Source organism: Phenylobacterium sp. P4_E10 (genome assembly GCF_056401675.1).
In genome coordinates this window covers 269,911-292,470 of sequence record NZ_JBFUIW010000003.1, presented here as the reverse complement: position 1 = coordinate 292,470, position 22,560 = coordinate 269,911, and the positions used below count along the sequence as shown (strand labels likewise).

The following is a 22,560-nucleotide window of genomic DNA, read 5'->3' as shown; positions in this document are numbered from 1 at the left end:
ATGCCTATGCGGCTCGCTATCGTCGGACGCCCCAATGTCGGCAAGTCGACATTGTTTAACCGACTGGCGGGCCGAAAGCTCGCCATCGTCGACGACCAACCCGGCGTCACCCGCGACCGCAAGTTCGCGACCGGTCGCATCGGCGACATCGATCTGGAGCTGATCGACACTGCCGGCTTCGAGAACGTCACCGATGACAGCCTCGAAGCGCGGATGCGCCTGCAGACCGAGACCGCCATCGAGGAAGCCGACGTGGCGCTGTTCGTCATCGACGCCCGCGACGGCGTGACGCCGATGGACAAGGTGTTCGCCGAGCTGCTGCGCAAGCACGACAAGCCGGTAATCCTGGCGGCCAACAAGGCCGAAAGCAAAGCCTCCGAAGTCGGGGTCAACGAGGCGTTCGGCCTCGGCCTCGGCGAGCCGGTGGCGATCTCGGCCGAGCACGGCGAGGGCATGGCCGACCTCTACCAGTCGCTGCTGGCGGTCTGGCCGGAGATCGACGACGAACACGACGAGGAAGAGGGCGAAAAGCCGATCCGGATCGCCATCGTCGGCCGGCCCAACGCCGGCAAGTCGACCCTGGTCAACAAGCTGATTGGTGAAGACCGCCTGCTGACCGGTCCCGAGGCCGGCATCACCCGCGACGCCATTCCGGTCGATTGGACCTGGGAGGACCGTCCGGTCCGGCTGGTCGACACCGCGGGTCTGCGCCGCAAGGCCAAGGTCCAGGAAAAGCTGGAGAAGCTTTCCACCGGCGACACCATCCGCGCGATCACCTTCGCCGAGATTGTGATCCTAGTGATGGACGCGACCCATCCGTTCGAGATCCAGGACCTGCAGATCGCCGACCTGGTCGAGCGCGAAGGCCGGGGCCTGGTCTTCTGCCTAACCAAATGGGACCTGATCGATAACCAGGGCGCGACCCTGAAGGAGATCACCGAGGAAGCCGGGCGCCTGCTGCCGCAGCTGCGCGGTTCACCGGTCGTGGCGCTGTCAGCGGAGACCGGGCGTCACCTCGATCGGCTGATGCCGTCGGTCTTCAAGGTCCACAAGGACTGGTCGACCAAGGTCAAGACGCGCGACCTGAACGATTGGCTGCAGATGGCGATGGAGCGGCATCCGCCGCCTGCAGTCGGCGGCCGTCGCGTGAAGCCGAAGTACATGGCCCAGACCAAGGCGCGCCCGCCGACCTTCGTGCTGTTCGCCACCCGGGCCGACCAGTTGCCCGACCACTATCGGCGCTACCTGATCAACTCCCTGCGCGAGAGCTTCGACATGCCCGGCGTGCCGATGCGGCTGACTGTCAAATCGAACAAGAACCCCTACGCCGAGGGCGAGGAAAAGGGCGGGCCTGCGCCGCGGTCCTCGGTTCCGAACTTCGCGCCCAAGATCGGTAAGAAGGTCGCCGCGCCCAAGGGCGTGGCGGCGGTTCGCGCCAAGGCGGCCGCTGCGCCGGAGGTTGCGGCGGAAAAGAAGCCGAAGCCGAAGGTGAAGCCCAAGACGAAGCAGGTCTCGCCGGGCAAGTTGAAGGTGGGCGCTGGCCCGACCCCGAAGGGCCGGGCCGCCAAGCTGGCGCGTCCGGGCGTTAAGCCGAAGCGAGCTTCCCGGCCGACTTCCACTCGTCGAAGCGGACGTTAGACCTGGGCAGGCCGAGCTGGGCCTGCGCCAATTCGACGATCAGCGGACCGATCTCAGACGGATGGGGCAGGGTCGCGGGATCCTCGCCGGGCATTGCCTCAGCCCGCATCTTGGTGCGCATGGCGCCCGGATCGACCAGGGCGGCGCGTACGGTCGTATTCTCGAGCTCGTCGGCCCAGGTGCGCACCAGGTGCTCTACAGCCGCCTTCGAAGCCCCATAGGCGCCCCAGAACGCCTTGGGGCGATCCACGCGGCCGCTGGTCAGGAAGATGCCGCGACCGGCGTCCGAGGCGCGCAGGAGGCGCTCGGTCGAGCGGATCAGACGATAGGTGGCGGTGACGTTGGCGGTCATCACTCGATCCCAGATCGGCGGGTCAATGTGCGAGACCGGGGTCAGGCCGCCAAGGATGGCGGCGGCGTGGACCAGGATGTCCAGGCGGCCGAAACGCTGGTGGATGGCCAGGCCCAGCGCGTCGATGCCGTCGCCTTGCGCCAGGTCCAGCGGGACCAGCACCGCCGAGCGGCCGGTTGCGGCCTTGATCTCGTCGTCCAGTTCCTCAAGCGCGCCCTGGTTGCGGGCAGTGGCCACCACGTGGGCGCCGGCCTTCGCTAGGGCGAGGGCGCATTCGCGGCCGATGCCGCGGCTGGCGCCGGTGACCAGGGCGATGCGGCCGTCGAGGGGAAGGGACTCAGTCATGACTTGGCTCTTGAAGCGGACGGTGGGCGTAGCGCTGCGCCAGGGCGGCGCAGAGCATCAGTTGAAACTGGTGATAGAGCATCACAGGCAGAAGCACGAACCCGACCGTTGCGGCGGGAAACAGAACGCCCGCCATGGGCACGCCGGCGGCCAGGCTCTTGTTGCAGCCGGCGAAGGCGATGGCGATCTCGTCTTCCTTGGGGAAGCCGCGGGTCCGGGCGACCCAGATCATGAAGCCGAGCGACATCGCCAGCAGGACGATGCAGATCACGATGATCCGACCAAGGTCGAAGGCCGAGACCTTGGACCAGATGCCGGCGACGACGGCGCCTGAAAAGGCGTTGTAGACCACCAGCAGGATCGAGAGGCGATCGACCATGCTGACCGGCTTGGCGTGGCGCTGAATCCAGGGGGCGGCCCACCGGCGCAGCAGCTGGCCGGCCACGAACGGCGCCAGCAGTTGCAGCAGAATGGCCTCGAACGAGGCGAAGTTGAGCGCGCCGCCGTCGGCGTCCAACAGCATGCCGACCAGCAGCGGCGTGGCGATCATGCCGAGCAGATTGGAAACCGAGGCGCCGCAGACCGCGGCCGCGACGTTGCCCTTGCCGATGGCGGTGAAGCCGATGGCCGACTGAATGGTCGAGGGCAGGCAGGCGAGATAGACGAGGCCCGGGGCCAAGGCGGCGGGCACGATCCAGGCCGGCAGCTGCGAGGCCCCCAAGCCGACCATCGGCCAGAGGACGAAGGTGGTGGCCAGGACCAGGCCGTGCAGCCGCCAGTGCAGCAGGCCCTTGAGCACCGCGTCGGGGCTGAGCTTGGCGCCGTGCAGGAAGAAGACTAGCGCGATGCCGGCCTTGGTCAGATTGGCGACGACCGGCGCGGCGTCTCCGCGCGCCGGCAGCACGGAGGCCAGCACCACCATGCCGACGATCGCGGCGATGTACCAATCGAGGCCTAGGGCCTTGAGCCAGGCGGCCCTAGGTCTTGAACTCACGCGTCGACCAGGAACGACAACTGGCGATCTGCGCCGTCATTCCGGCCCTCAGCGATTTCCCGGTCCAGCAGTCGGGTCGGGTAGTCGCCCGTGAAGTAGTGGTCGGTGAACTGCGGGTTCACCGGGTCGCGCGGGTCGGACTGCATGGCCGCATAGAGCCCCTCGACCGAGAGGTAGCCCATCGAGTCGACCTCGAGGATCTTGGCGATCTCCTCGACCGACTTGTTGGCCGCCAGCAGGTGCTCGCGATCGGGCATGTCGATGCCGTAGTAGTCCGGCCACTTGATCGGCGGGGAGGCCGAACGGAGGTGGACCTCGGCGGCGCCGGCCTCGCGCACCATGCGCACGACGCGGACGGAGTTGGTGCCGCGGACGATCGAGTCGTCGATCAGCATCACCCGCTTGCCGGCCAGCACGCTGCGGTTCGGCGAAAGCTTCATCCGCACGCCCAGTTCGCGGGCGCCTTGGGTCGGTTGGATGAAGGTGCGGCCGACATAGTGGTTGCGGATGATGCCCATCTCGAACGGCACACCGGTTTCCTGGGCGTAACCGAGCGCGGCGGGGACGCCGGAGTCCGGCACCGGCACCACGACGTCGACGTCGACATGGCTTTCCTGGGCCAGGCGGCGGCCCATGCGCTTGCGCACTTCATAGACCGAACGGCCGTTCACGACCGAGTCCGGGCGGGCGAAGTAGACATATTCGAAGATGCAGGGACGGGCGCGGGCAGCCGGGAACGGCTTCATGCTGCGGATGCCCTTGTGGTCGATGACCACCATCTCGCCGTGCTCGACGTCGCGCACGAACTTCGCGCCGATCATGTCGAGGGCGCAGGTCTCGGAGGCGAGCACCGGCTTGCCGTCGAGGTCGCCCAGCACCAGCGGCCGGATCCCGAGCGGGTCGCGGACGCCGATCAGCTTCTTGTTGGTCAGTGCGACCAGGGCGTAGCCGCCCTCGATCTTGGACAGCGCGTCGATAAACCGGTCGACGAACTTGGCCTTCCGCGAACGGGCCAGCAGGTGAAGGATCACTTCGGAGTCAGAGGTCGACTGGAAGATGGCGCCTTCGGCGACCAGCTGGTCGCGCAGGGTCAGGAAGTTGGTGAGGTTGCCGTTGTGAGCCAGCGCGACGCCGCCCGCCTCAAGGTCGGCGAACATCGGCTGGACGTTACGGATGAAGCTGCCGCCGGCCGTTGAGTAGCGGGTGTGGCCGATGGCTGAGTGGCCGGGCAGGCGGTCGACCAGATCGTGACCGGCGAAAGCGTCGCCGACATGGCCCATGTGCCGCTCGGTATGGAACCGCGAACCGTCGAAGACGGCGATGCCGCACGCCTCCTGGCCGCGATGCTGGAGGGCGTGAAGGCCGAGAGCCGTGATCGCCGCCGCCGCCGGGGTGTCGTAAACGCCGAACACACCGCACTCTAGGCGCGGAGCATCGTCGTCAGGATCCCGAAAGGTCGGCTGGCGCCATCGATCTTGGTCCTGGTTCATCGGGATTTCTCCACCAGATCGTCGAGCCTGCTTCGTTGGCGCGGGTCATAGCCTCGGGCGTCCCGAGAGTCACCCCGGTCCGTCGCCGAACCGTCACGAACTGCCTCCCCAATCGAGGGGGCGAGCTTATCTGCCATGTCCAAACCCTTGGGCGCGAAGGCCTTAAGTAAGTTCGCTGCGGCGCTGGTCATTGGATAAAACGCCGCACCCGTCATCCATTTCGGAACCCGGTCGGGCGGAGTGGCGGCCTGGAAGGCCAGATGCAGCGCGCCGAGGACGACTAGCGCGCGCAACAATCCGAACCCAAGGCCGATCGACCGATCGAGCACGCCGAGCACATGGGTGTTCTGCACCCCGCGCGCCATGGCCCCCCCGGTGATGCGCATTGTCGCATAGACTGCAATGAACACGACGAGGCCGGCCACCACGGTCCCGGCCCAATCAGGATCGATGAGCTCGCGGCCGAAGGGGGCGGTCCAGCGCAGGCCATAGATAGCGATCACCGCGGCCAGCAGGAACGACAGGGCGCGCACCATTTCGCGGGTGGCGCCGCTGAAGAAGCCGAACGCCGCCGAGGTCAGCAGGATCGCCAGGACGATGATGTCGAACCAGGGCAATCCATCTACTCCCACTGATTGTCGCCGATCCGGCGGACGGCGTCCGCCAGCCGGCTGACCCCGGTGACCTTCATGCCGGTGGACTCGATGTCCTGCGGTCCCAATACCCGCTTAAAGCCAAGCTTGGCCGCCTCTTTCATCCGCGACTCCATGCGGCTGACCGGGCGAAGGTCGCCCGACAGGCTGATTTCTCCGAAGACGACGCAGTCCTGGGGCAGAGCCTCATCCAGCGCCGACGAGGCAAGAGCCGCGGCCGCAGCCAGGTCCGCCGCGGGCTCGGTGACCCGCAGGCCCCCGGCCACGTTCAGATAGACGTCTCGGTCGCCCAGCGAGAGGCCGCAGCGGGCCTCCAGCACCGCCAGCACCATGGCCAGCCGTCCGGTGTCCCAACCGACCACAGCGCGCCGTGGGGTGCCATAGGCGGACGGCGCGACCAGGGCCTGGAACTCGACGAGCACCGGGCGGGACCCTTCGATACCGGCGAAGACCGCCGCGCCGGCCGCGCGTTCGCCAGAGGTGTCGAGGAACAGGGCCGAGGGATTGCGCACCTCGCCCAGACCCGCGTCGCCCATCTCGAACACGCCAATCTCGTCCGTGGCGCCGAAGCGGTTCTTGGTGCCGCGCAGAATGCGGAAGGGATAGCCGCGCTCGCCTTCGAAGGTCAGCACCGCATCGACCATGTGCTCGACGACACGCGGACCGGCGATGGCGCCGTCCTTGGTGACGTGGCCGACCAGGATGATGGCGACGGAGTGCTTCTTGGCCAATCGAACCAGTTCGCCGGCGGCGGCGCGGACTTGGGTGACGGAGCCGGGCGCCGCCTCGTGGGCGTCGCTCCACATGGTCTGGATGGAGTCGATGACGACGAGATCGAACTTCTCGCGCTTCAGGCTCTCCAGGATGTCGCGCAGCGAAGTCTCGGCCGCCAACCGCACCGGTGCATCGGCGAGGCCCATGCGCTGGGCTCGCCCGCGCACCTGCTCGATGGCCTCTTCGCCGGAGATGTATGCGCACTTTACGCCGCGGCGCGCGGCGTTGGCGGCCACCTGCAGCAGCAATGTCGATTTCCCGACGCCCGGGTCGCCGCCCAACAGGATCGCCGAACCGGGCACGACGCCGCCGCCGCAGACACGGTCGAACTCATCCACGCCCGTGGAGAGTCGAGGCGGGGCAGGGGTCGCGTCCTCAAGCCCCTGGAAGGCGAGTCCGCGGGTGCGCGCGCCGCGGCTTGGGGCCAGCGCTCCGGGCGGGCGGCTTTGCAGCTCTTCGGCCAGGGTGTTCCAGGCGCTGCAAGCGGGACACTGGCCAGCCCACTTGGTCTGCACCGCCCCGCAGGACTGACAGACATAGACGGCGCCGTCGCGGGCCATGCTCGCTCCCTGATTCGCTAGAAAGGCTCAGTCTAGCAGGGCCGTGCGCCGCATCCGTCGCGTCAAAGTTGGCGTCCGTCGAACAGCGTGGGATAGACTCGCGATACGCGGTTACGGCAACGGGTTTTCAAGGGGTGGAGGCCTCATATGAGCGTAGTTGAACCTGGCGCAGCAACATCGGGGCTTGTGGAGCGGGTGAAAGCGATCCTGCTGCGGCCGTCCCAGACCTGGGACGAGATCGACGTCGAGCCGGCGACGATCAGCGGGATCTTGAAGGGTTACGTCATCCCGCTCGCCCTGATCCCCGCGGTTGCAGGTCTGATTGGGTCGATCGTGTTCGGCATCGGATTCTTCGGGATCACCTACAAGCCGCCGATCCTCAGCGCCGTGATCAGCGCGGTGGTCACCTACGGCGCGACCCTGCTTGGGGTCTTCCTCCTGGCTCTGGTCATCGATGGGCTGGCGCTGAACTTCGGCGGCGAAAAGAACCGGCTGCAGGCCTTCAAGTTGGCTGCCTATTCGGGCACGGCCAGCTGGGTGGTCGGGATATTCCAGATCTATCCGCCCCTGGCGATCCTTGGGCTGGTCGGGCTCTACAGCCTCTATCTGCTCTATCGGGGCCTGCCGCGACTTATGAAGACGCCGGACGACAAGGCGATGCCCTACACCGTCCTGGTGGTGATCGCTGCGATCGTCCTGACGATCCTGGTCGGCGCCATCGCCACCCCGATCACGCAGTTCGGCGCTGGGGCTGGCGGCTTTGCCGCCAGCGAGGCCGGCGGCAAGCTTGTCGCCGGCGACAAGTCCATCGACCTGAGCGAACTCGAGGCGCAGTCCAAGCGCATCGAGAAGGCGGCCAAGCAGATCGAAAGCGGCGAGGCCCCGGAGGCCGTCCAGCCGGACGTGCTGAAGGCCTATCTGCCCGAGGGCGTCGCGGGCTATGCACGAACCGAAGTGAGCACCGGAGCGGGCGGCATGGCCGGCGCGGCCGGCTCGCAGGCGCAGGGCGTCTACACCAAAGGCGACGCCAAGCTCAGTCTTAGCGTTTCCGACCTCGGCGCCGCTGGCGCTCTGGCCGGGATCGCCAGCGCCTTCAACGTGCAGTCCTCCACCGAGAAGGATGGCAAGTACGAGAAGGTCGGCAAGGTCGGTGGGCGGATGACCCAGGAATCCTATGACCGCACGACCAAGCACGGCCAATACAGCGTGCTGGTCGCCGAGCGCTTCATGATCGCCGTTGAGGGCGAGGGGGCCAGCATGGACGAGCTGAAGGCCGCCGTCGCCGCCGTGAAGCCCGACCGGCTCGAAGGCCTGGCCAAGGGCTAGACCTCGCCGAGATAGACCCGCTCGGCGCGGCCGCCGAGCCGCACGAGGCACTCGTGAGCCACTGTCCCGGCGGCCGTGGCGATGTCGTCTATCAGCACGTTGGGGCCCAGAAGCTCCACATAGTCGCCGATGGAGGCTTGGGCCTGGCCGATGTCCACGCCGATCAGGTCCATGGTGACGATCAGCAGCGGTCGCCGCGCGCCGTTGAACCAGGCGTAGCCGCCGCGGTGCGAAGCGCGGATCACGCCGTCGGCGTAGCCCGCCGCGACCACCGCCATCCGGATTGGCCGATCGGCGACTAGCTTGGAGCCGTAGCCGATCATCTCGCCGGGCTGGACGTTGCGGATATAGAGGATCGGCGCTTCTAGCTTGGCGACCGCCTTCAGGCGGGGATCGGGGCGCTCCTCGGGCCCGCCGCCATAGAGGCTGATGCCCGGCCGGATGATCTCGGCGCGATAGTCCGGGCCAAGCATGATCCCGGCCGAGGCGGCGAAGCTCGCCTTGGCCTGCGCGAACAGTGGCCGGACTTCGGTGAACCGGCCAAGCTGCAGTGGATTGCGAGCGTCGGCCGGATCGGTGGCCGAACCCAGATGGCTCATCACCACTTCAATTCGAAGATTTTTCAGACGGTCGGGCGCGGTGGCCAGGGCCTTCGCCTCCTCCAGGCCCAGCCCCTGGCGGTTCATGCCGGTGTCGATCTGCAAGGCGACCGCGAGAGACTGCCCCTGGGCTGTTGCGTAGGCGCTCGCCGCCTCGATCTGCGGCAGGCTCGACAGCACCGGCGTGAGGGCGGCGGACGCCAGCCTCTGCCCTGATCCCGCCAGGAACCCGTCCAGCACATAGATCGTGGCGGGGCGCGCGTCGCCCAGCTCGTGGCGCAGAGCCTCGCCCTCTGAGAGTCTCGCCACGAAGAACGCCCGCGCGCCTTCGGCCCACAAGCGGCGACCCACCGGGCCGGCGCCCATGCCGTAGCCGTCGGCCTTGATCACCGGCGCGGCGTCGGCTCCCGGCGCCTCGGCGCGCAGGACTGCGAAATTGTGGGCGAGCGCGTCGAGATCAATGGTCAGGCGCGCGGAAGTCGGCAACGGCATTCTCGGTCCTTAGCGGCTGCGCCGCGCGAGGCCTAGTGCGGGTCGTAGTAGCCCTGATGCGCCAGGTTGCCGAACTTGGTGATGTCTTCGTTGAAGGAGAGCTTCACGGTGCCGATGGGACCGTGGCGCTGCTTGGCGATGATCACGTCGGCCGTGCCGCGGCACCGATCCATCTCCTCCTGCCAGGTCAGGTGCTCGGGCGTCCCCTCGCGGGGCTCGGCGCGGCCGAGGTAATAGCTCTCGCGATAGATGAACATGACCATGTCGGCGTCCTGTTCGATCGAGCCCGATTCCCGCAGGTCGGAGAGCTGGGGCCGTTTGTCTTCGCGGTTCTCCACCTGACGCGAAAGCTGCGAAAGCGCGATGACCGGAACCGACAGCTCCTTGGCCAGGGCCTTCATCGACTGGGTGATCATCGAGACTTCCTGCACCCGGTTGTCGCTCTTGCCCTCACCCCCGGTGACCAGCTGCAGATAGTCGATGACGATCAGATCCAGGCCGTGCGTCCGCTTCAAACGACGAGCGCGGGCGGTGAGCTTGGCGATGGTGATGCCGCCGGTGGCGTCGATGAACAGCGGCGCGTCCTGGATTTCGAGGGCCGCATCGCGGATGCGGGCGAACTCAAGGGCGTCGATCTCGCCCTTCCGGAGGCGGTCGCCGGAGACGCCGGAGACTTCAGCCAGCAGGCGCATGGCCAGCTGGTCGGCGGACATTTCGAGCGAGAAGAACGCCACGACTCCGCCCGAGACGGTCTTCTTGGTCCCGTCCGGCTGCGGCTCCCAGGCGTAGTTGCGGGCCACGTCGAAGGCGACGTTACAGGCCAGCGATGTCTTCCCCATCGAGGGACGGGCCGCGAGGATCAGAAGGTCGGAGGGGTGCAGGCCGCCGATCTTGCGGTCCAGGTCGGCGAGCCCCGTGGAGATGCCGGCAAGGCCGCCGTCACGGGCGTGGGCTTCCGCCGCCGACGTGACCGCCCCGTGGAGGGCTTCGGAGAAGGTGACGAAGCCCTGGTTGGTCCCGCCGGCTTCTGCCAGGGTGAAGAGCTGGGCTTCCGCGGCCTCGATCTGGTCGCGAGCCGAGCGCTCTGCGTCGCCCTGCGAAGCCTGTTGAGCAATTTCTCCGCCGATCCGGATCAGATCGCGGCGCAGGGCGAGGTCGTAGATGGCCCGGGAATAGTCGGTGGCATTGGCGGCCGGCGGGGCGCGGTCGACCAAGTCGGCCAGGTAGCGGATGCCGCCGAGCTCCTCGAAGGCCGGATCGCGGTTGAACTGCTCGGCCAGCAGGATCGGTTCGGCGAGTTGGCCCTTACGCACCGCGCTTTCGATGGAGGACCAGAGCCGCTGGTGGAACGGCTCGTAGAAGTGCCGGGCCTGGAGGAAGTCGCCGATCCGTTCGAAGGCGGCGTTGTCGTAGAGCAGGGCGCCCAGCAGCGCTTGTTCGGCTTCGATGTTGGCCGGCGCATGTGGGATCGCGGCGTCGTTCTGGGCGGGGCGGAGGTCGAGTGCGGGAACGATGGCCATGGCTTACAGATAGCTTAAGCCCGTCGCCGCGAGCATGGGGCGGATAGACCCGATTCACAGGAAACAGTCGGCCTGTGGATAGCTTATTCCTCCAGTGGCGAGTCGGAGAGCCGCACCCAGGAGATGCGCACTTCGGGGAAAGGTAGTCGGCGTCGGGGAAACGGTGGTCTCAGCGAAAACGGCGCGGGACCAGTAGACCCGCGCCGCGTCAGTTTCGGTCGTGGAGCGCTAGGCTACCACTTGTAGGCCAGGCGGCCGTAGACGAAGCGGCCATTGAAGCCGAACGGCGAGAACGACGAGAACGGCGCAGCCGAGGTCGTGTTCTGGGACGGATTGATCTGGCGCGGATAGACGTCGAAGACGTTGTCGGCGCCGACCGAGGCCGTCAGACCGATCGGGAAGGTGTAGCGCGCCTCCAGATCAACCAGACCCCGATTGCCGGTGTGGTTGTCGGCGCTGCCGTCGGCCAGGGTGCCCGGCGAGAGGACGTCGCCATAGAAGGTGGTGCGCACGGTCGCGCCCCAAGCCTCGCGGCTCCAGTCGCCCTGCAGGGACAGCTTGTGCTTGGGCGTGCCGTCTTCGAAGCGCAGGGTGGCCTGGCGGGCGAACAACGACACCGGCTGGGGCAGGATCGAGGTCTTGGTGACCGGGGTCTTGGTCACGTCGACGTCGTTGTAGTTGCCGGCCGCGGTCAGGTCGAAGGTCCCGGCCTGGTCGTCGACGATCCGATAGCGCGCCACCACGTCCAGGCCGACGGTCTCAGTATCGACGCCGTTGATGAAGAAGCGGGCGGCGGTCGCCCCCAGCGGCGCGAGCAGGTCGTAGATTACCCGGGCGTTGGTGCCCGGCGCGGCGGTCGGGCTGCCGGTCAGGGTTTCCGACAGGACGATCCGGTCCTTCACGTCGATCTTGTAGCCGTCCACCGTCAGTTCGAACGCGCCGCGGCGGAAGACGAAGCCCAGGGCGTAGTTGTCCGAGGATTCGGGCTCCAGAGGCTCGGCGCCCAGGGCCTGGGCCACGGGGCTGGTGGCCGGATAGGTGCCGGTCTCGAACGGGACGTTGTTGATGTAGAGGATCGAGGTCGAGGTGAAGTACTGCTGCTGCAGCGCCGGAGCGCGGAAACCGCTGGAGATGGCGCCGCGAACGGCGAACTCGGGCGTGAAGTCGTAGCGGGCGGCGAGTTTGCCGGTCGTGGTGCCGCCAAAGTCCGAGTAGTCCTCGTAGCGAACCGCGGCCGACAGGGTCAGCTGTTCGGTGACCTTGCCTTCCAGATCCAGGTAGACTCCGACGGCGTCGCGATCGACATCGACCTCGTTGGACGGCGTGAACCCGGTGAAGCCGCGGGAGCCGAAGGTGACGCCCGGGACCGGACCGCGGGCGTAGGAGGCCTCTTCGCCCTGGTTGATCTTGTAGGTCTCCTTGCGGGCCTCCAGGCCGAACGCGACGTTCAGCGGACCGGCGAGGCCGACCTCGAACTCGCGGCCGAAATCTGCGCCAAAGACCAGTTGGTCATAGGTCAGGCCGCCGGCCTGAAATGAGGTCGGCGACGTGGGGCCATAGGACGGGTTGATGGTGTTCTGGACGCCGAAGTCGATGTCGTTCTTGCCGTAGACGAGGTTGATGTCGGTCCGGAACCCACCGATCTCGCCGCGGATGCCGACCCCCGCGCTGTTATCCTCGGTGTCGGTGGTGATGTAGGGCAGGTAGCCGTCCGGATAGACCGAGAGGATATTCTGCTGGGTGTCGGTCGGCAGGCGGTAAGTGGCGGCGCTGGAGGCGTCACGGTGCTGGTAGCCGTACCAGCCGTAGAGGTCCCACGTGTCGTTCAGGGACTTGCCGGCGTTGGCGTAGAACGACAGGTCGTCGACGTCGGCGTCGCCAAAGCGCGCGGTGACGCGATTGGGGGTGACGCGCTTGTCGATGTCGCTGCGATTGGTGTTCTCGCGGGAGCGGTACTCCGCCGACAGGGTCAGGAACCCGTCGCCGAGGAAGCTGAGGCCCTGCCAGCCGGCGACCGTGGTGGTAGCGCCGTCGTTGATGTCCTTCCCGCCGCCGTAGTAGCCGTCGAAGCTGGTGACGTAGGAGCCGTAGGTGACCGACAGGCCGCCGCCGGCGGACGCCTCGCGCAGGCGCAGGTTGATAACGCCGGCGATGGCGTCGGAGCCGTATTGAGCCGAGGCGCCGTCACGCAGGACTTCGATCCGGTCCACAGCCGTTGACGGGATGGCGTTCAGGTCGACAGCGGCCGAGCCGCGGCCCACCGAACCATTGGTGTTGACCAGCGCCGTGGCGTGGCGGCGCGTGCTGTTGACCAGCACCAAGGTCTGGTCTGGCCCCTGGCCGCGCAGCGAGGCCGGGCGGATGGCGTCGGTGCCGTCGGTGTTGGCTGGGCGCGGGAAGGTGATCGACGGGACGCTGGCGGCCAGGGCGGTCGCCAGTTCGGTGGTGCCCCGCTGCTGCAGCGTCTGGGCGGTGACCACATCGACAGGGGCCAGCGTCTCGAGACGGGAGCGGCCGACGGTGCGGGTGCCGGTGACGACCAGCTCTTCGACATCGCCGCCGACGGGGGCGGTCTGAGCGTAGGACGCAGTCGAATACAGACTCACCGCCGAAACGGCGGTGAGCAAATACGCGCGATACTTCATTGAAATTCCCCAACTATTCCCGTGAGAGGCGGGATTTGATTTTTTGGCCCTACTAAAATAGTAGGAATTAAAGCCGCCAAGTGAAATGACAAAATTGCCACGCTTGCCAAGTGAACGCGGCGCGACCGCCGCAGTGCTTTCGGTCGACGGCGGCAAGCGGCGCCATGCATAGTCGGAATCGGTTGTTCCGGGGTGCTGATGCAACAAGGCGTGGAGACGGGTGCAAACGCGGTGAGCAGCCAGGCGCTGTCGACTGCGCACGCCGCCCTGGTCCGCGACCGTAGCCTGCAGTTCGAGCGTTCCGACTTCGTCCCGCCCAAGCCGCCGGAATGGCTGGCCTGGCTAGTGGACGCGTTGAAGGCGCTGGCGCCGGTGCTGAAGTGGGTGTTCTGGATCGGCGTCGCGCTGCTGGCCGCCCTGATCCTTTATGCGATCGTCCGGGAAGCTCGCCGGCTGGGCGCGCCGCGACCCAAGCGGGCCGAGCGCGCCGACCATGACGAGGTGGAATGGCGGCCTGACGCGGCCGCGGCGCGGGACCTGCTGACTGCGGCCGACCAGCTCGCCAGCCAGGGGCGTTATGCAGAGGCAGCGCACCTGCTGCTGCTGCGCAGCGTCGAAGATATACAAAGTCGCCGTCCCAACGCCGTGCGAATCGCGCTGACCACCCGGGAGATCGCCAGCTTGGCGGTGCTGCCTGAGGCGGCGCGCCCGGCCTTCGCCAAAATCGGCCGGGTGGTTGAACGCAGCCTGTTCGGCGGCTCTGCGGTCGGCGCGGACGATTTCGCCGACTGCCGGCGCGACTACGAGGCCTTCGCCCTGCCGCAGGGGTGGACGACATGAGGGCGGGGCGCGACGCCACCGGCTTCTCGCCGCTGGTAATGATCGTTCTGGTGCTGGTCGGCGTCGTGTCGCTGGCCGGCATGGCTGTGCTTTCGGCCTATGCGCCGGAGTTGCGGTCGGGCGACGACGGCCAGGAGCACGCCTTGTCGCGGTCCTCCGTGGGCTTCGCCGCCGCAGCCCGGCTGCTTGAGCGCAGCGGCGCGGTGGTGGTGCGCAGCCGGGGCAAGCTGACGCCCGCCGCTGACGATGGCCTGTTGGTGCTGACGCCCTCGGCTATGGTCAGCGGCAAACGCGTCGGCGCGATCGCCCATTCCGGCCCGACCCTGCTGGTCCTTCCCAAGTGGCAGGCGGTTCCAGATCCGTTCCGGCGCGGCTGGGTGCGGACCAATGGCCAGCATAGCCCGGAGGCGGTTCTGCACGTCGTGCCGGCGGGGCTTCAGGGGGACATGCGTCTCGATCGGGACAAGGGGACGAGAGTGGCGGCGCTGTCGCGCCCGAATGGCTCGGTTCTCGGTTCGACGGCGCCGATCACTGATCTTCAGACAATCTCCGGCCGCGGATGGCGGCCGGTGCTGGTCGACCGGGCGGGCCGTATGGTGATGGCGCACAACGGCCGAGGCTTCTACGTGCTGGCCGACCCCGACCTGCTCAACACGCCGGGCCTAAGGCCGCTGGCCGGCGCGCGCACCGCCGTGGCGATGCTGGCGCTGATCCGCGCGCCCGATACGCCCATCGTCTTCGATCTCACCCTGCATGGCTTCGAGCGAACCCTGAATCCGCTGCGGCTGATGTTGGAGCCGCCCTTGCTGGGCGCCACCCTCTGCCTGGTGTTTGCGCTGGTGCTGGTCGGCTTGCAGGCCGCGGTGCGGTTTGGTCCAGCGGCCGCGTCCGGGCGGGCGCTGGCGCGGGGCAAACGCGCCCTGGCGGACAACTCGGCTGGGCTCGTCAGGCTGGCCCGGCGCGAGCATAGGATGGCGACGCCCTATGCCGAGCTGGTGCGCCACGAGGTGGTGCGCGCGGCCGGCATTTCCCGCGACCTCGACGATGCGGAGACGAACGCCGTGCTCGACCGGCTGGCCGCGTCGGTGGGCGCCCGCCACAGCTATTCCGAACTGGCCGAACGCGCCCGAGCGGCGCGAACCCCCGGCGACCTAATCGATGTCGCCCGCGAACTCTTCGAGTGGAGACTGGAGATGACACGTGGACATCGCTGAGGTGAACCAGGTCGCGCGGCGGATCCGCGCCGAGATCGCCAAGGCGGTAATCGGGCAGGACGAAGCCGTGGACCTGCTGCTGGTGGCGCTGCTGTCCGGCGGTCACGTGTTGCTGGAGGGGCCGCCAGGCACCGCCAAGACGCTGCTGGCGCAGTCGTTCGCGCGGACGCTCGATCTGGACTACGGGCGCATCCAGTTCACGCCCGACCTGATGCCCGGCGACATCATCGGCGCCAACCTGTTCAACTTCCAGACCAGCACCTTCAGCCTGACCCGCGGTCCGGTGTTCTGCGAACTGCTGCTGGCCGACGAGATCAACCGCACGCCGCCCAAGACCCAGGCCGCCCTGCTGGAAGCCATGCAGGAGCGGCGGATCACCATCGACGGCCAGTCGCACCCGCTCAGCGACCGCTTCACCGTCATCGCCACTCAGAACCCGATCGAACAGCAGGGCACCTATCCGCTGCCGGAGGCGCAGCTCGACCGGTTCCTCTTCAAGCACGTGATCGCCTATCCGGCTCGCGCGGACGAACTGGCGATTGTCGCCGGGCATGGCGCGCGCAGCGGCATGCCCGATCCCGGAGAGCTCGGTGTGGAGACGGTGACCTCGGGCGCAGCGCTGGGCGAAGCAGTGGTGGCGGTGGCGCGCACGCGGCTGACCGACGAGGTCGCCGGCTATATCGTCGACCTGGTGCGGGCGACGCGGGAGTCCGGCGACGTGGAGACCGGCGCCTCGCCGCGCGCCGGGGCCATGCTGGCCCTAGCCTCGCGGGCGCGAGCGACGCTGGAGGGGCGCGAATATGTGATCCCCGACGACGTGAAGGCGCTGGCGATTCCGGCCCTGCGCCATCGCCTGGTGCTGTCCCCCTCGGCCGAGATCGAGGGCCGCAAGGTCGATCAGGTGCTGGCCAATCTCATCGACCAGGTGGCGGCGCCCCGGTGATCTATCCGACGCGGCGTGCAGTGCTGATCGCTGCGGCGGGCGCGCCGGTGGCGTTGCTCGTCGGCGTGATGGCGCAGGCGCTGTGGCTGGTTGGCCTGGCCTGGGTGGGCGCGGTCGGACTGGCGCTGGTTATGGACGCGATGCTCGGCGGCGCGCGGGACGGGCTGACACTCGACCCCGCCGGGCCGACCACGGCTGCAGTGGCGCGGCCAGGAGAACTGGACTTCACCATTCGCTTCGCCGGGGCGGCCCCGCGGACGGTCGAGGCGGCGCTGGGAGCGGCTCAGCGTCTTGGCCTGGCGCGGGGACGTTCGGCGACGAGCGTCGACAGCGGAGCGGCGACGCTGCGCTTTCCCTTCACGCCTGAGCGGCGAGGACTGGCGCGGCTGGAGGCCTTGTGGGTGCGCTGGACCGGGCCGCTGGGCCTGGTGTGGAAGCAGACAGCCTTCGACCTCGACAGCGACGCGCTGGTGACCACCGACCTGCAGCGGGTCCAGGAGGAGGCCGTCCGGCTGTTCGCGCGCAATGCGATGTTCGGGACCAAGACCCAGATCGAGGTCGGCGAAGGCTCGGAATTCCATGCCCTGCGCGACTTCCAACCGGGCATGGATCGGCGGGCAGTCGACTGGAAGCAGTCGGCTCGGCACGCGGCGCTGCTGGCCAAGGAGTTCCGCACCGAGCGCAACCACCACGTCATCATGGCCCTCGACTGCGGACGGGCGATGAGCGAGCCGGTCGGGGACGCGCCGCGCATCGACCTGGCCATCAACGGGGCGCTGCTGCTGTCCTATGCCTGCCTGCGTTCGGGCGACCGGGCCGGGCTGTTCGCCTTCGATTCCCGGCCACGGCTGTCGACCGGGGCGGTGGGCGGACCGGACGCCTTCCGAGTGCTGCAACAGATGGCCGGGCGGATCGACTACTCGACCGAGGAGACCAACTACACGCTGGCCCTGACCGAGCTGTCCGGTGAGTTGCAGCGGCGCTCTCTGGTCGTGGTGTTCACGGACTTCACCGATGCGACCAGCGCCGAACTGATGATCGAGACGGTCGGGCGGTTGGTCCGCCGCCACCTGATCCTGTTCGTGGTCATGCGTGACGAGGAGCTGGATGAGATGATCGCCGCCGAGCCGCAATTGCCCGAGGACGTCTCGCGCGCCGTGGTCGCCGCCGGCCTGCGGCGTGAGAAGGACCTGGTGGTGACGCGCCTGCGCCGGCTCGGCGTGCAGATCGTCGAGGCGCCCGCCGACCGGTTAGGCCCGGCCGCGATCAACGCCTATCTGGACATGAAGCGGAGGGACCTGCTGTGAGCAGCGCGCCTGACCTACGCCTCAAGAGCCAGCGTTTCCGACAGGAGCGCGAGGCGGACTGGACGCGGCTTGAACGGCTGATGGACCGGGTCGAGAAGAGGGCGCTGTCCAGCCTCACGGACGAGGAACTCCTGGCGATCCCGACCCTCTACCGCTCGACCCTTTCGGCGCTGTCGGTGGCGCGCGAAACCTCCCTCGACCGCAGCCTGATCGACTATCTGGAGGTGCTGGCCGCACGCGCCTACTTCTTCGTCTACGGGTCGCGCTCGACGGTCCTGGAGCGGCTGCGGGGCTTCTTCCGGCACGACTGGCCGTCGGCGGTCAGAGACCTTTCGAAGGAACTGCTGGCGGCGGTGCTGCTCACCTTGGTGGGTGCGGCGGCCGCGGCGATCCTGATCGCTCGCGACCCGCAGTGGTTCAACGTCTTCGTGCCCCAGGACCTGGCCGGAATGCGCGATCCGGCGGCTCCGACTGCGGCCCTGCGCGACACGCTCTACCACGAGGGCGAGACGGACAGCCTGGGGGTGTTCGCGACCTTCCTGTTCACCCACAACGCCCAGGTCGCGGTGGCCGCCTTCGCTCTCGGCTTCGCGTTCTGTGCGCCGACAGTGCTGCTGCTGCTCTACAACGGCGCCACGCTGGGCGCGTTCGTCAGTCTGTTCGTCGGCCGCGGGCTAGGCTTCGAGCTCGGCGGATGGCTCCTGATCCACGGGGTCACGGAGTTGTTCGCCATCTTCCTGGCCGGGGCGGCGGGCCTGCGCATCGGGTGGGCCGCAGCGTTCCCTGGCGAGCTGTCGCGGCTGGCGGCGATTTCGAGGGCGGGACGCACCGCCGGGGTGGCGATGGGCGGGGTGGTGGTGATGCTGTTCCTGGCCGGCCTGCTGGAGGGCTTCGGGCGCCAGCTGATCACCAACGACTTCGCGCGCTATGCGGTCGCCGGCTCTACAGCCGTGATGTGGCTGGTCTACTTCTTCGCGCCGCGACGGGAGGGCGCAGCGTGAGCGACGAGCGCGCATTCGTCACCCCCGAGGGCGTGGACCTGCGGCTGCGCATCGCCGACGCCGGGCAGCGGGCGGCGGCCTTCTTCATCGACTCGGCGATCATCGTCGGCGTGCTGATCGGCATGACCGTCCTGGCCATCGCCGCGGGCCTGTTCTCAGGCGACCAGCGGGGCCTGGAGGTGGCGGCGATCATCTGGCTGCTGGGCGCGTTCCTGCTACGGAACTTCTACTTCACCGGTTTCGAGCTGACGGCCGCAGCGGCGACGCCGGGCAAGCGGATGCTGGGCCTGCGGGTCGCCTCTCGCGACGGCGGCCGGCTACGGGCGGAGTCGGTGCTGGTGCGCAACGCCCTGCGCGAGTTGGAGCTGTTCCTGCCCGCCGCGATCGTGCTGGCGCGGGCCCAGGAGGGCGGGGCGGCGGCCTGGATGTACCTGCTGGCCTTCTGCTGGGCGGTGATTTTCGGGCTGTTTCCGCTGTTCAACCGTGACCGGCTGCGTCTGGGCGATCTGGTCGGCGGCTCCTGGATCGTGCGCGCGCCGCGGCAGGCGCTGGCCCGCGACATGGCCGATGAGGGGACCGAGCGGCTGGCCCGCTACGCCTTCACCCCGCAACAGCTCGACGCCTATGGCGAGAAGGAGTTGCAGGTCCTGGAGGACGTCATCCGCCGCCGCGACCGAAAGACCGTGCGCGCAGTGGCCGAACGGATCACCGCCAAGACCGGCTGGCAGGCGGGACCAGAGCAGGACGACTACGACTTTCTCAGCGCCTACTACGCGGCGCTGCGCGGGCGGCTGGAGGGTCGGATGCTGATGGGCCGGCGGCGGCGCGACAAGCACGCCGCCTAGAGCGCTGTCAGTCGAACACCGCGGCCAGCTGGTCGGCGCCGACGCCTTCTTTAGCGGTGCGCAGCTCGTAGTAGATCGCCGCGATCCCGGCCAGGCCGAGCATGCTGCCAGCGATGCTGGTGACGACCGAGGCGACGACCGTGCCGACAACGACCGCGCCGCTGCCGCCGGCCAGCATGGCCGCGCCCGCAACGCCGCCGAGCGTCGTGCTCACGGCGAGGTAGGCGAGGAAGTAGACCGCGAAGAGCCCGAAGATCGGCCAGCGGAAGCCGCGCGTGAGGTTGCGGCTGCGCGAAAGGCTCGTGAATACGCCAGAGCGTTCGACGACGCAGACCGGCAGTGCGACGCTCCAGAGCACAGCCAGGATCAGGCCAGGCACAATCAGGAACACCATCGCGAACACCACCCCAAGCGTGGCCACGAAGCTCAGGCCGATCAAGGGCAGGATGCTGGCGGTCGACTTGCGCGCCTGTTCGAGCGGGGAGACGCGGTCGCCGTTCAGGTCGGCCACCGCCACCCGGGTCACGGTCGCCTGCAGCAGCGCCGACCCAATGACGGTCAGGATGTATCCGACGAGGCCGACCAGAAGCGCCGTGCCGACCGACGCCGTGCTGGGGGCGCCGCTCAGCGCGGTCATCCTGAACTGGACCCAGCCAAGCAGCGCCGCGGGAACGCCCACCAGCACGGTCGCGAGCACCAGGAATTCCCTGAGGTTCCGCCCGATGACGCCGAACGTGTTCTTCACCACTCGACCGAAGTCGAAAGTCCCAACTGTCGCCTGCGTCGCCACCATCGATCCCCCACCTCAGATGAGGTGAGTGAAACCGGTGGTCGCGCCGGGATCAAGCTGCAATCTCCGGGAGCTCAGCCGCAAAAGAAAAGCGGCGCGGCCCCAGGGGACCGCGCCGCTTCAAACGCTTGCAGAACGCGCGCGGCGATTAGTGTTCGCCGTAGTCGCCTTCGTGCTGGCCAGCGCCGCCTTCCAGCATGTCCTGGGCGGCTTGCTCGTCGGCGATACGATCTTCCTCGAATTGCGAGGCGATCACGTTTTCACCGCGGGCTTGGCGCTCGGCCTCGTCCTGGCTGCGGGCGATGTTGATGTTGACGGTGACCGTCACTTCCGCGTGCAGGCGAACCTTCACGGGATGGACGCCCAGGGTCTTGATCGGCTTGTCGAGAACGACCATCGAGCGGTCGATCTTGCCGCCTTCGGCGTTGACCATGTCGGCCACGTCGCGACCCGAGACCGAACCGTAGAGCTGGCCGGTTTCGCCAGCCTGACGGATCAGGATGTACGACGTGCCGTCCAGACCCTCGCCGGCCTTGCCGGCGGCGTCCTTGGCCTTCTGGTTGCGAACTTCGATCTCAGCGCGCTGAGCGTCGAAGACCTTCAGGTTGGCGGCGGTGGCGCGCAGGGCCTTCTGACGGGGCAGAAGGTAGTTGCGGGCGTAGCCATCCTTGACGGTGACCACATCGCCCAGGCCGCCACGGCCTTCGACGCGTTCGAGCAGAACAACTTTCATCTGTCGGTCCCCCTTACTTCACGACATAGGGCAGGAGGGCGAGGAAGCGGGCGCGCTTGATGGCCTTGGCCAGTTCGCGTTGCTTCTTGGCCGACACCGCGGTGATGCGCGAGGGCACGATCTTGCCGCGCTCGGAAACGTAGCGCTGCAGGAGCTTGACGTCCTTGTAGTCGATCTTCGGAGCGTTGGCGCCGGAGAACGGGCACACCTTGCGGCGGCGGAAGAACGGACGGCGGGCGCCGCCGGCGGCGGGGGCCGCGGGGGCCGAAGCGGTTTCGTCAGACATTAGAAGCCACCTTCCTTCGGAGCAAAGCCACCACCTTCTTTGGCGCCGAAGTCGTCGCGGCGCGGCTCGCGCTCACGATCGCGACGGGCCAGAACTGGCGAGAGTTCCAGGTCGAGTTCCTCGACGCGGACAGTCAGGGTGCGCAGAACGTCTTCGTTCAGGCCCAGCTGACGTTCCATTTCCTTCACGGCCGCCGGCGGAGCGTCGATCGCGAGCAGGGAGTAATGGCCCTTGCGGTTCTTCTTGATGCGGTAGGTGAGGTTGCGAAGACCCCAGTACTCGATCTTAGCGACGGAGCCGCCGCCTTCTTCGATCAGAGCCTTGATTTGGTCGTTGAGGGCTTCGGCCTGTTGCGGCGAAATATCTTGCCGCGAGATAACAACGTGCTCGTAGAGCGCCATGGTTCCTTTTCCCATTTGGAAGGCGGCGCTTTCGGCGTCGGGTAGAGCGCCGGAAACGATGGCTCTTGAGGCGCGGCGATCGGGAGTTTCCCGATCCTTTCGCGTTCCGGCCCAAGACCGCCTTCCGTGAAGAGGCGGGCTAGTACGGGAAAACCGGTTGCAGGGCAAGGCTTTTCAAGCGGCGCTAGTTGGCGCGAGCCGGTGCGTCGTCAGCCCTAAGAGGGCGCCGGGCGGCGCCCTCAGTGAGCCAAGCCTACTTCGGGTGGTTGGCGCGCCAGGCCTTCACCGCGGTGAGGGTCTCGTTGACGTGCTCGTTGGCCTTCATGTCGGAATAGGCGTGGATCACCTCGCCGGACGGCGAGATCACGTAGGAGGTGCGGCTCGACCAACCCGGCTTCACCGCCAGGGTCGCGTCGTAGGTGGCGGCGATCTTGGCGCCCGGATCGGCGGCCACCGGGAACTTGCCCGAGCACTTTTCGGTGTCGGCTGAGAACGAGGCCAGCTTGTCGAGATTGCCGCCGGTCACGCCGATCACCGTCGCGCCCTGCGCCTTGAACTGATCGATGGATTCCGCGAACAGGCGGGCTTCCAGGTTGCAGCCCGAGGTCTCGGCGGCGGGGAAGAAGTACAGCACGACCGGACCCTTCTTGCGGGCCTGCGCCATGGAGAAGGAGATCGGCTTGCCGGCCTGATAGCCATCGGCGTTGAAGTCCGGGGCCTTGGCGCCTTCCTTCAGGGCCGCAGAGGCGGGGCTGGCGATGAGGGCCGCGGCGGCGGCGGCGAGGGCGAAACGGCGCATCTGAGTCCTCCGG

The 22,560-nt window shown here is 67.9% G+C and carries 21 protein-coding genes; 8 read left to right on the top strand and 13 right to left on the bottom strand.

Annotated elements, in window-relative coordinates; all coding sequences use genetic code 11:
• Positions 1-1,638: a ribosome biogenesis GTPase Der gene (gene der / locus AC1DQJ_RS05305; RefSeq protein WP_477600974.1), complete on the top strand. Its 1,638-nt coding sequence runs from the start codon at positions 1-3 to the stop codon at positions 1,636-1,638.
• On the opposite strand, the gene AC1DQJ_RS05300 is transcribed toward der, so the two are convergent.
• From AC1DQJ_RS05300 to radA, 5 genes are read right to left on the bottom strand one after another with little or no spacing between them, the layout of a single operon-like run.
• Complete coding sequence (locus AC1DQJ_RS05300; protein ID WP_477600972.1) at positions 1,586-2,335, bottom strand: SDR family NAD(P)-dependent oxidoreductase; 750 nt, start codon at positions 2,333-2,335, stop codon at positions 1,586-1,588. The two genes, der and AC1DQJ_RS05300, sit on opposite strands and share 53 nt — an antisense overlap.
• Positions 2,328-3,329 (bottom strand): bile acid:sodium symporter family protein, encoded by a 1,002-nt coding sequence (locus tag AC1DQJ_RS05295; protein WP_477600970.1) that lies wholly within the window; start codon positions 3,327-3,329, stop codon positions 2,328-2,330. Before AC1DQJ_RS05295 ends, AC1DQJ_RS05300 begins: the two co-directional genes overlap by 8 nt.
• On the bottom strand, positions 3,326-4,819 hold the full coding sequence (gene purF / locus AC1DQJ_RS05290) for an amidophosphoribosyltransferase (protein WP_477600968.1): 1,494 nt from the start codon (positions 4,817-4,819) through the stop codon (positions 3,326-3,328). Before purF ends, AC1DQJ_RS05295 begins: the two co-directional genes overlap by 4 nt.
• Positions 4,816-5,436 carry a CvpA family protein gene (locus AC1DQJ_RS05285; RefSeq protein ID WP_477600966.1) on the bottom strand — a complete coding sequence of 207 codons (621 nt, stop codon included), beginning with the start codon at positions 5,434-5,436 and terminating at the stop codon, positions 4,816-4,818. The genes purF and AC1DQJ_RS05285 overlap by 4 nt, the downstream gene beginning before the upstream one ends.
• 5 nt (positions 5,437-5,441) lie before the next feature.
• Positions 5,442-6,806 (bottom strand): DNA repair protein RadA, encoded by a 1,365-nt coding sequence (gene radA, locus AC1DQJ_RS05280; protein ID WP_477600964.1) that lies wholly within the window; start codon positions 6,804-6,806, stop codon positions 5,442-5,444.
• A gap of 147 nt (positions 6,807-6,953) precedes the next feature.
• On the opposite strand from radA, the gene AC1DQJ_RS05275 reads away from it, so the two are divergent.
• Positions 6,954-8,132, top strand: a complete 1,179-nt coding sequence (locus AC1DQJ_RS05275; RefSeq protein ID WP_477600962.1) for a Yip1 family protein — start codon at positions 6,954-6,956, stop codon at positions 8,130-8,132.
• Here AC1DQJ_RS05275 and alr read toward each other — a convergent pair.
• The 3 genes from alr to AC1DQJ_RS05260 form a co-directional block, all read right to left on the bottom strand.
• Positions 8,129-9,223, bottom strand: a complete 1,095-nt coding sequence (gene alr, locus AC1DQJ_RS05270; protein WP_477600960.1) for an alanine racemase — start codon at positions 9,221-9,223, stop codon at positions 8,129-8,131. The two genes, AC1DQJ_RS05275 and alr, sit on opposite strands and share 4 nt — an antisense overlap.
• A gap of 32 nt (positions 9,224-9,255) precedes the next feature.
• Positions 9,256-10,743 carry a replicative DNA helicase gene (locus AC1DQJ_RS05265; RefSeq protein ID WP_477600958.1) on the bottom strand — a complete coding sequence of 496 codons (1,488 nt, stop codon included), beginning with the start codon at positions 10,741-10,743 and terminating at the stop codon, positions 9,256-9,258.
• 233 nt (positions 10,744-10,976) lie between these two features.
• Positions 10,977-13,388, bottom strand: coding sequence for a TonB-dependent receptor plug domain-containing protein (locus AC1DQJ_RS05260; RefSeq protein WP_477600956.1), 2,412 nt, complete (start codon positions 13,386-13,388; stop codon positions 10,977-10,979).
• Positions 13,389-13,586: 198 nt separating this feature from the next.
• On the opposite strand from AC1DQJ_RS05260, the gene AC1DQJ_RS05255 reads away from it, so the two are divergent.
• The 6 genes from AC1DQJ_RS05255 to AC1DQJ_RS05230 are packed head-to-tail and all read left to right on the top strand — an operon-like array spanning position 13,587 to position 19,538.
• Positions 13,587-14,228: a DUF4129 domain-containing protein gene (locus tag AC1DQJ_RS05255; protein ID WP_477600954.1), complete on the top strand. Its 642-nt coding sequence runs from the start codon at positions 13,587-13,589 to the stop codon at positions 14,226-14,228.
• Positions 14,225-15,442 (top strand): DUF4350 domain-containing protein, encoded by a 1,218-nt coding sequence (locus tag AC1DQJ_RS05250; RefSeq protein WP_477600952.1) that lies wholly within the window; start codon positions 14,225-14,227, stop codon positions 15,440-15,442. Before AC1DQJ_RS05255 ends, AC1DQJ_RS05250 begins: the two co-directional genes overlap by 4 nt.
• On the top strand, positions 15,429-16,385 hold the full coding sequence (locus tag AC1DQJ_RS05245) for an AAA family ATPase (protein WP_477600950.1): 957 nt from the start codon (positions 15,429-15,431) through the stop codon (positions 16,383-16,385). Before AC1DQJ_RS05250 ends, AC1DQJ_RS05245 begins: the two co-directional genes overlap by 14 nt.
• A complete protein-coding gene (locus AC1DQJ_RS05240) occupies positions 16,382-17,692 on the top strand; it encodes a DUF58 domain-containing protein (protein WP_477600948.1) in 1,311 nt (436 codons plus the stop codon). Before AC1DQJ_RS05245 ends, AC1DQJ_RS05240 begins: the two co-directional genes overlap by 4 nt.
• Positions 17,689-18,693, top strand: a complete 1,005-nt coding sequence (locus AC1DQJ_RS05235; protein WP_477600946.1) for a stage II sporulation protein M — start codon at positions 17,689-17,691, stop codon at positions 18,691-18,693. The genes AC1DQJ_RS05240 and AC1DQJ_RS05235 overlap by 4 nt, the downstream gene beginning before the upstream one ends.
• Positions 18,690-19,538, top strand: coding sequence for an RDD family protein (locus AC1DQJ_RS05230; RefSeq protein WP_477600944.1), 849 nt, complete (start codon positions 18,690-18,692; stop codon positions 19,536-19,538). Before AC1DQJ_RS05235 ends, AC1DQJ_RS05230 begins: the two co-directional genes overlap by 4 nt.
• A 7-nt stretch (positions 19,539-19,545) precedes the next feature.
• Here the strand turns inward: AC1DQJ_RS05230 and AC1DQJ_RS05225 are convergent, their stop codons facing one another.
• The 5 genes from AC1DQJ_RS05225 to AC1DQJ_RS05205 form a co-directional block, all read right to left on the bottom strand.
• Complete coding sequence (locus AC1DQJ_RS05225) at positions 19,546-20,283, bottom strand: hypothetical protein (protein ID WP_477600942.1); 738 nt, start codon at positions 20,281-20,283, stop codon at positions 19,546-19,548.
• Positions 20,284-20,476: 193 nt separating this feature from the next.
• Positions 20,477-21,061 (bottom strand): 50S ribosomal protein L9, encoded by a 585-nt coding sequence (gene rplI, locus AC1DQJ_RS05220; protein WP_477600940.1) that lies wholly within the window; start codon positions 21,059-21,061, stop codon positions 20,477-20,479.
• Between the two features lie 13 nt (positions 21,062-21,074).
• The gene (rpsR, locus tag AC1DQJ_RS05215; RefSeq protein WP_477600938.1) at positions 21,075-21,347 is read right to left on the bottom strand and encodes a 30S ribosomal protein S18; all 273 of its coding nucleotides are present in this window, start codon (positions 21,345-21,347) and stop codon (positions 21,075-21,077) included.
• Entirely contained in the window at positions 21,347-21,748 is a 402-nt protein-coding gene (gene rpsF / locus AC1DQJ_RS05210; protein WP_477600936.1) for a 30S ribosomal protein S6, read from the bottom strand. The genes rpsR and rpsF overlap by 1 nt, the downstream gene beginning before the upstream one ends.
• Positions 21,749-22,001: 253 nt before the next feature.
• Entirely contained in the window at positions 22,002-22,547 is a 546-nt protein-coding gene (locus AC1DQJ_RS05205) for a peroxiredoxin (RefSeq protein ID WP_477600934.1), read from the bottom strand.
• Positions 22,548-22,560: the final 13 nt, after the last annotated feature.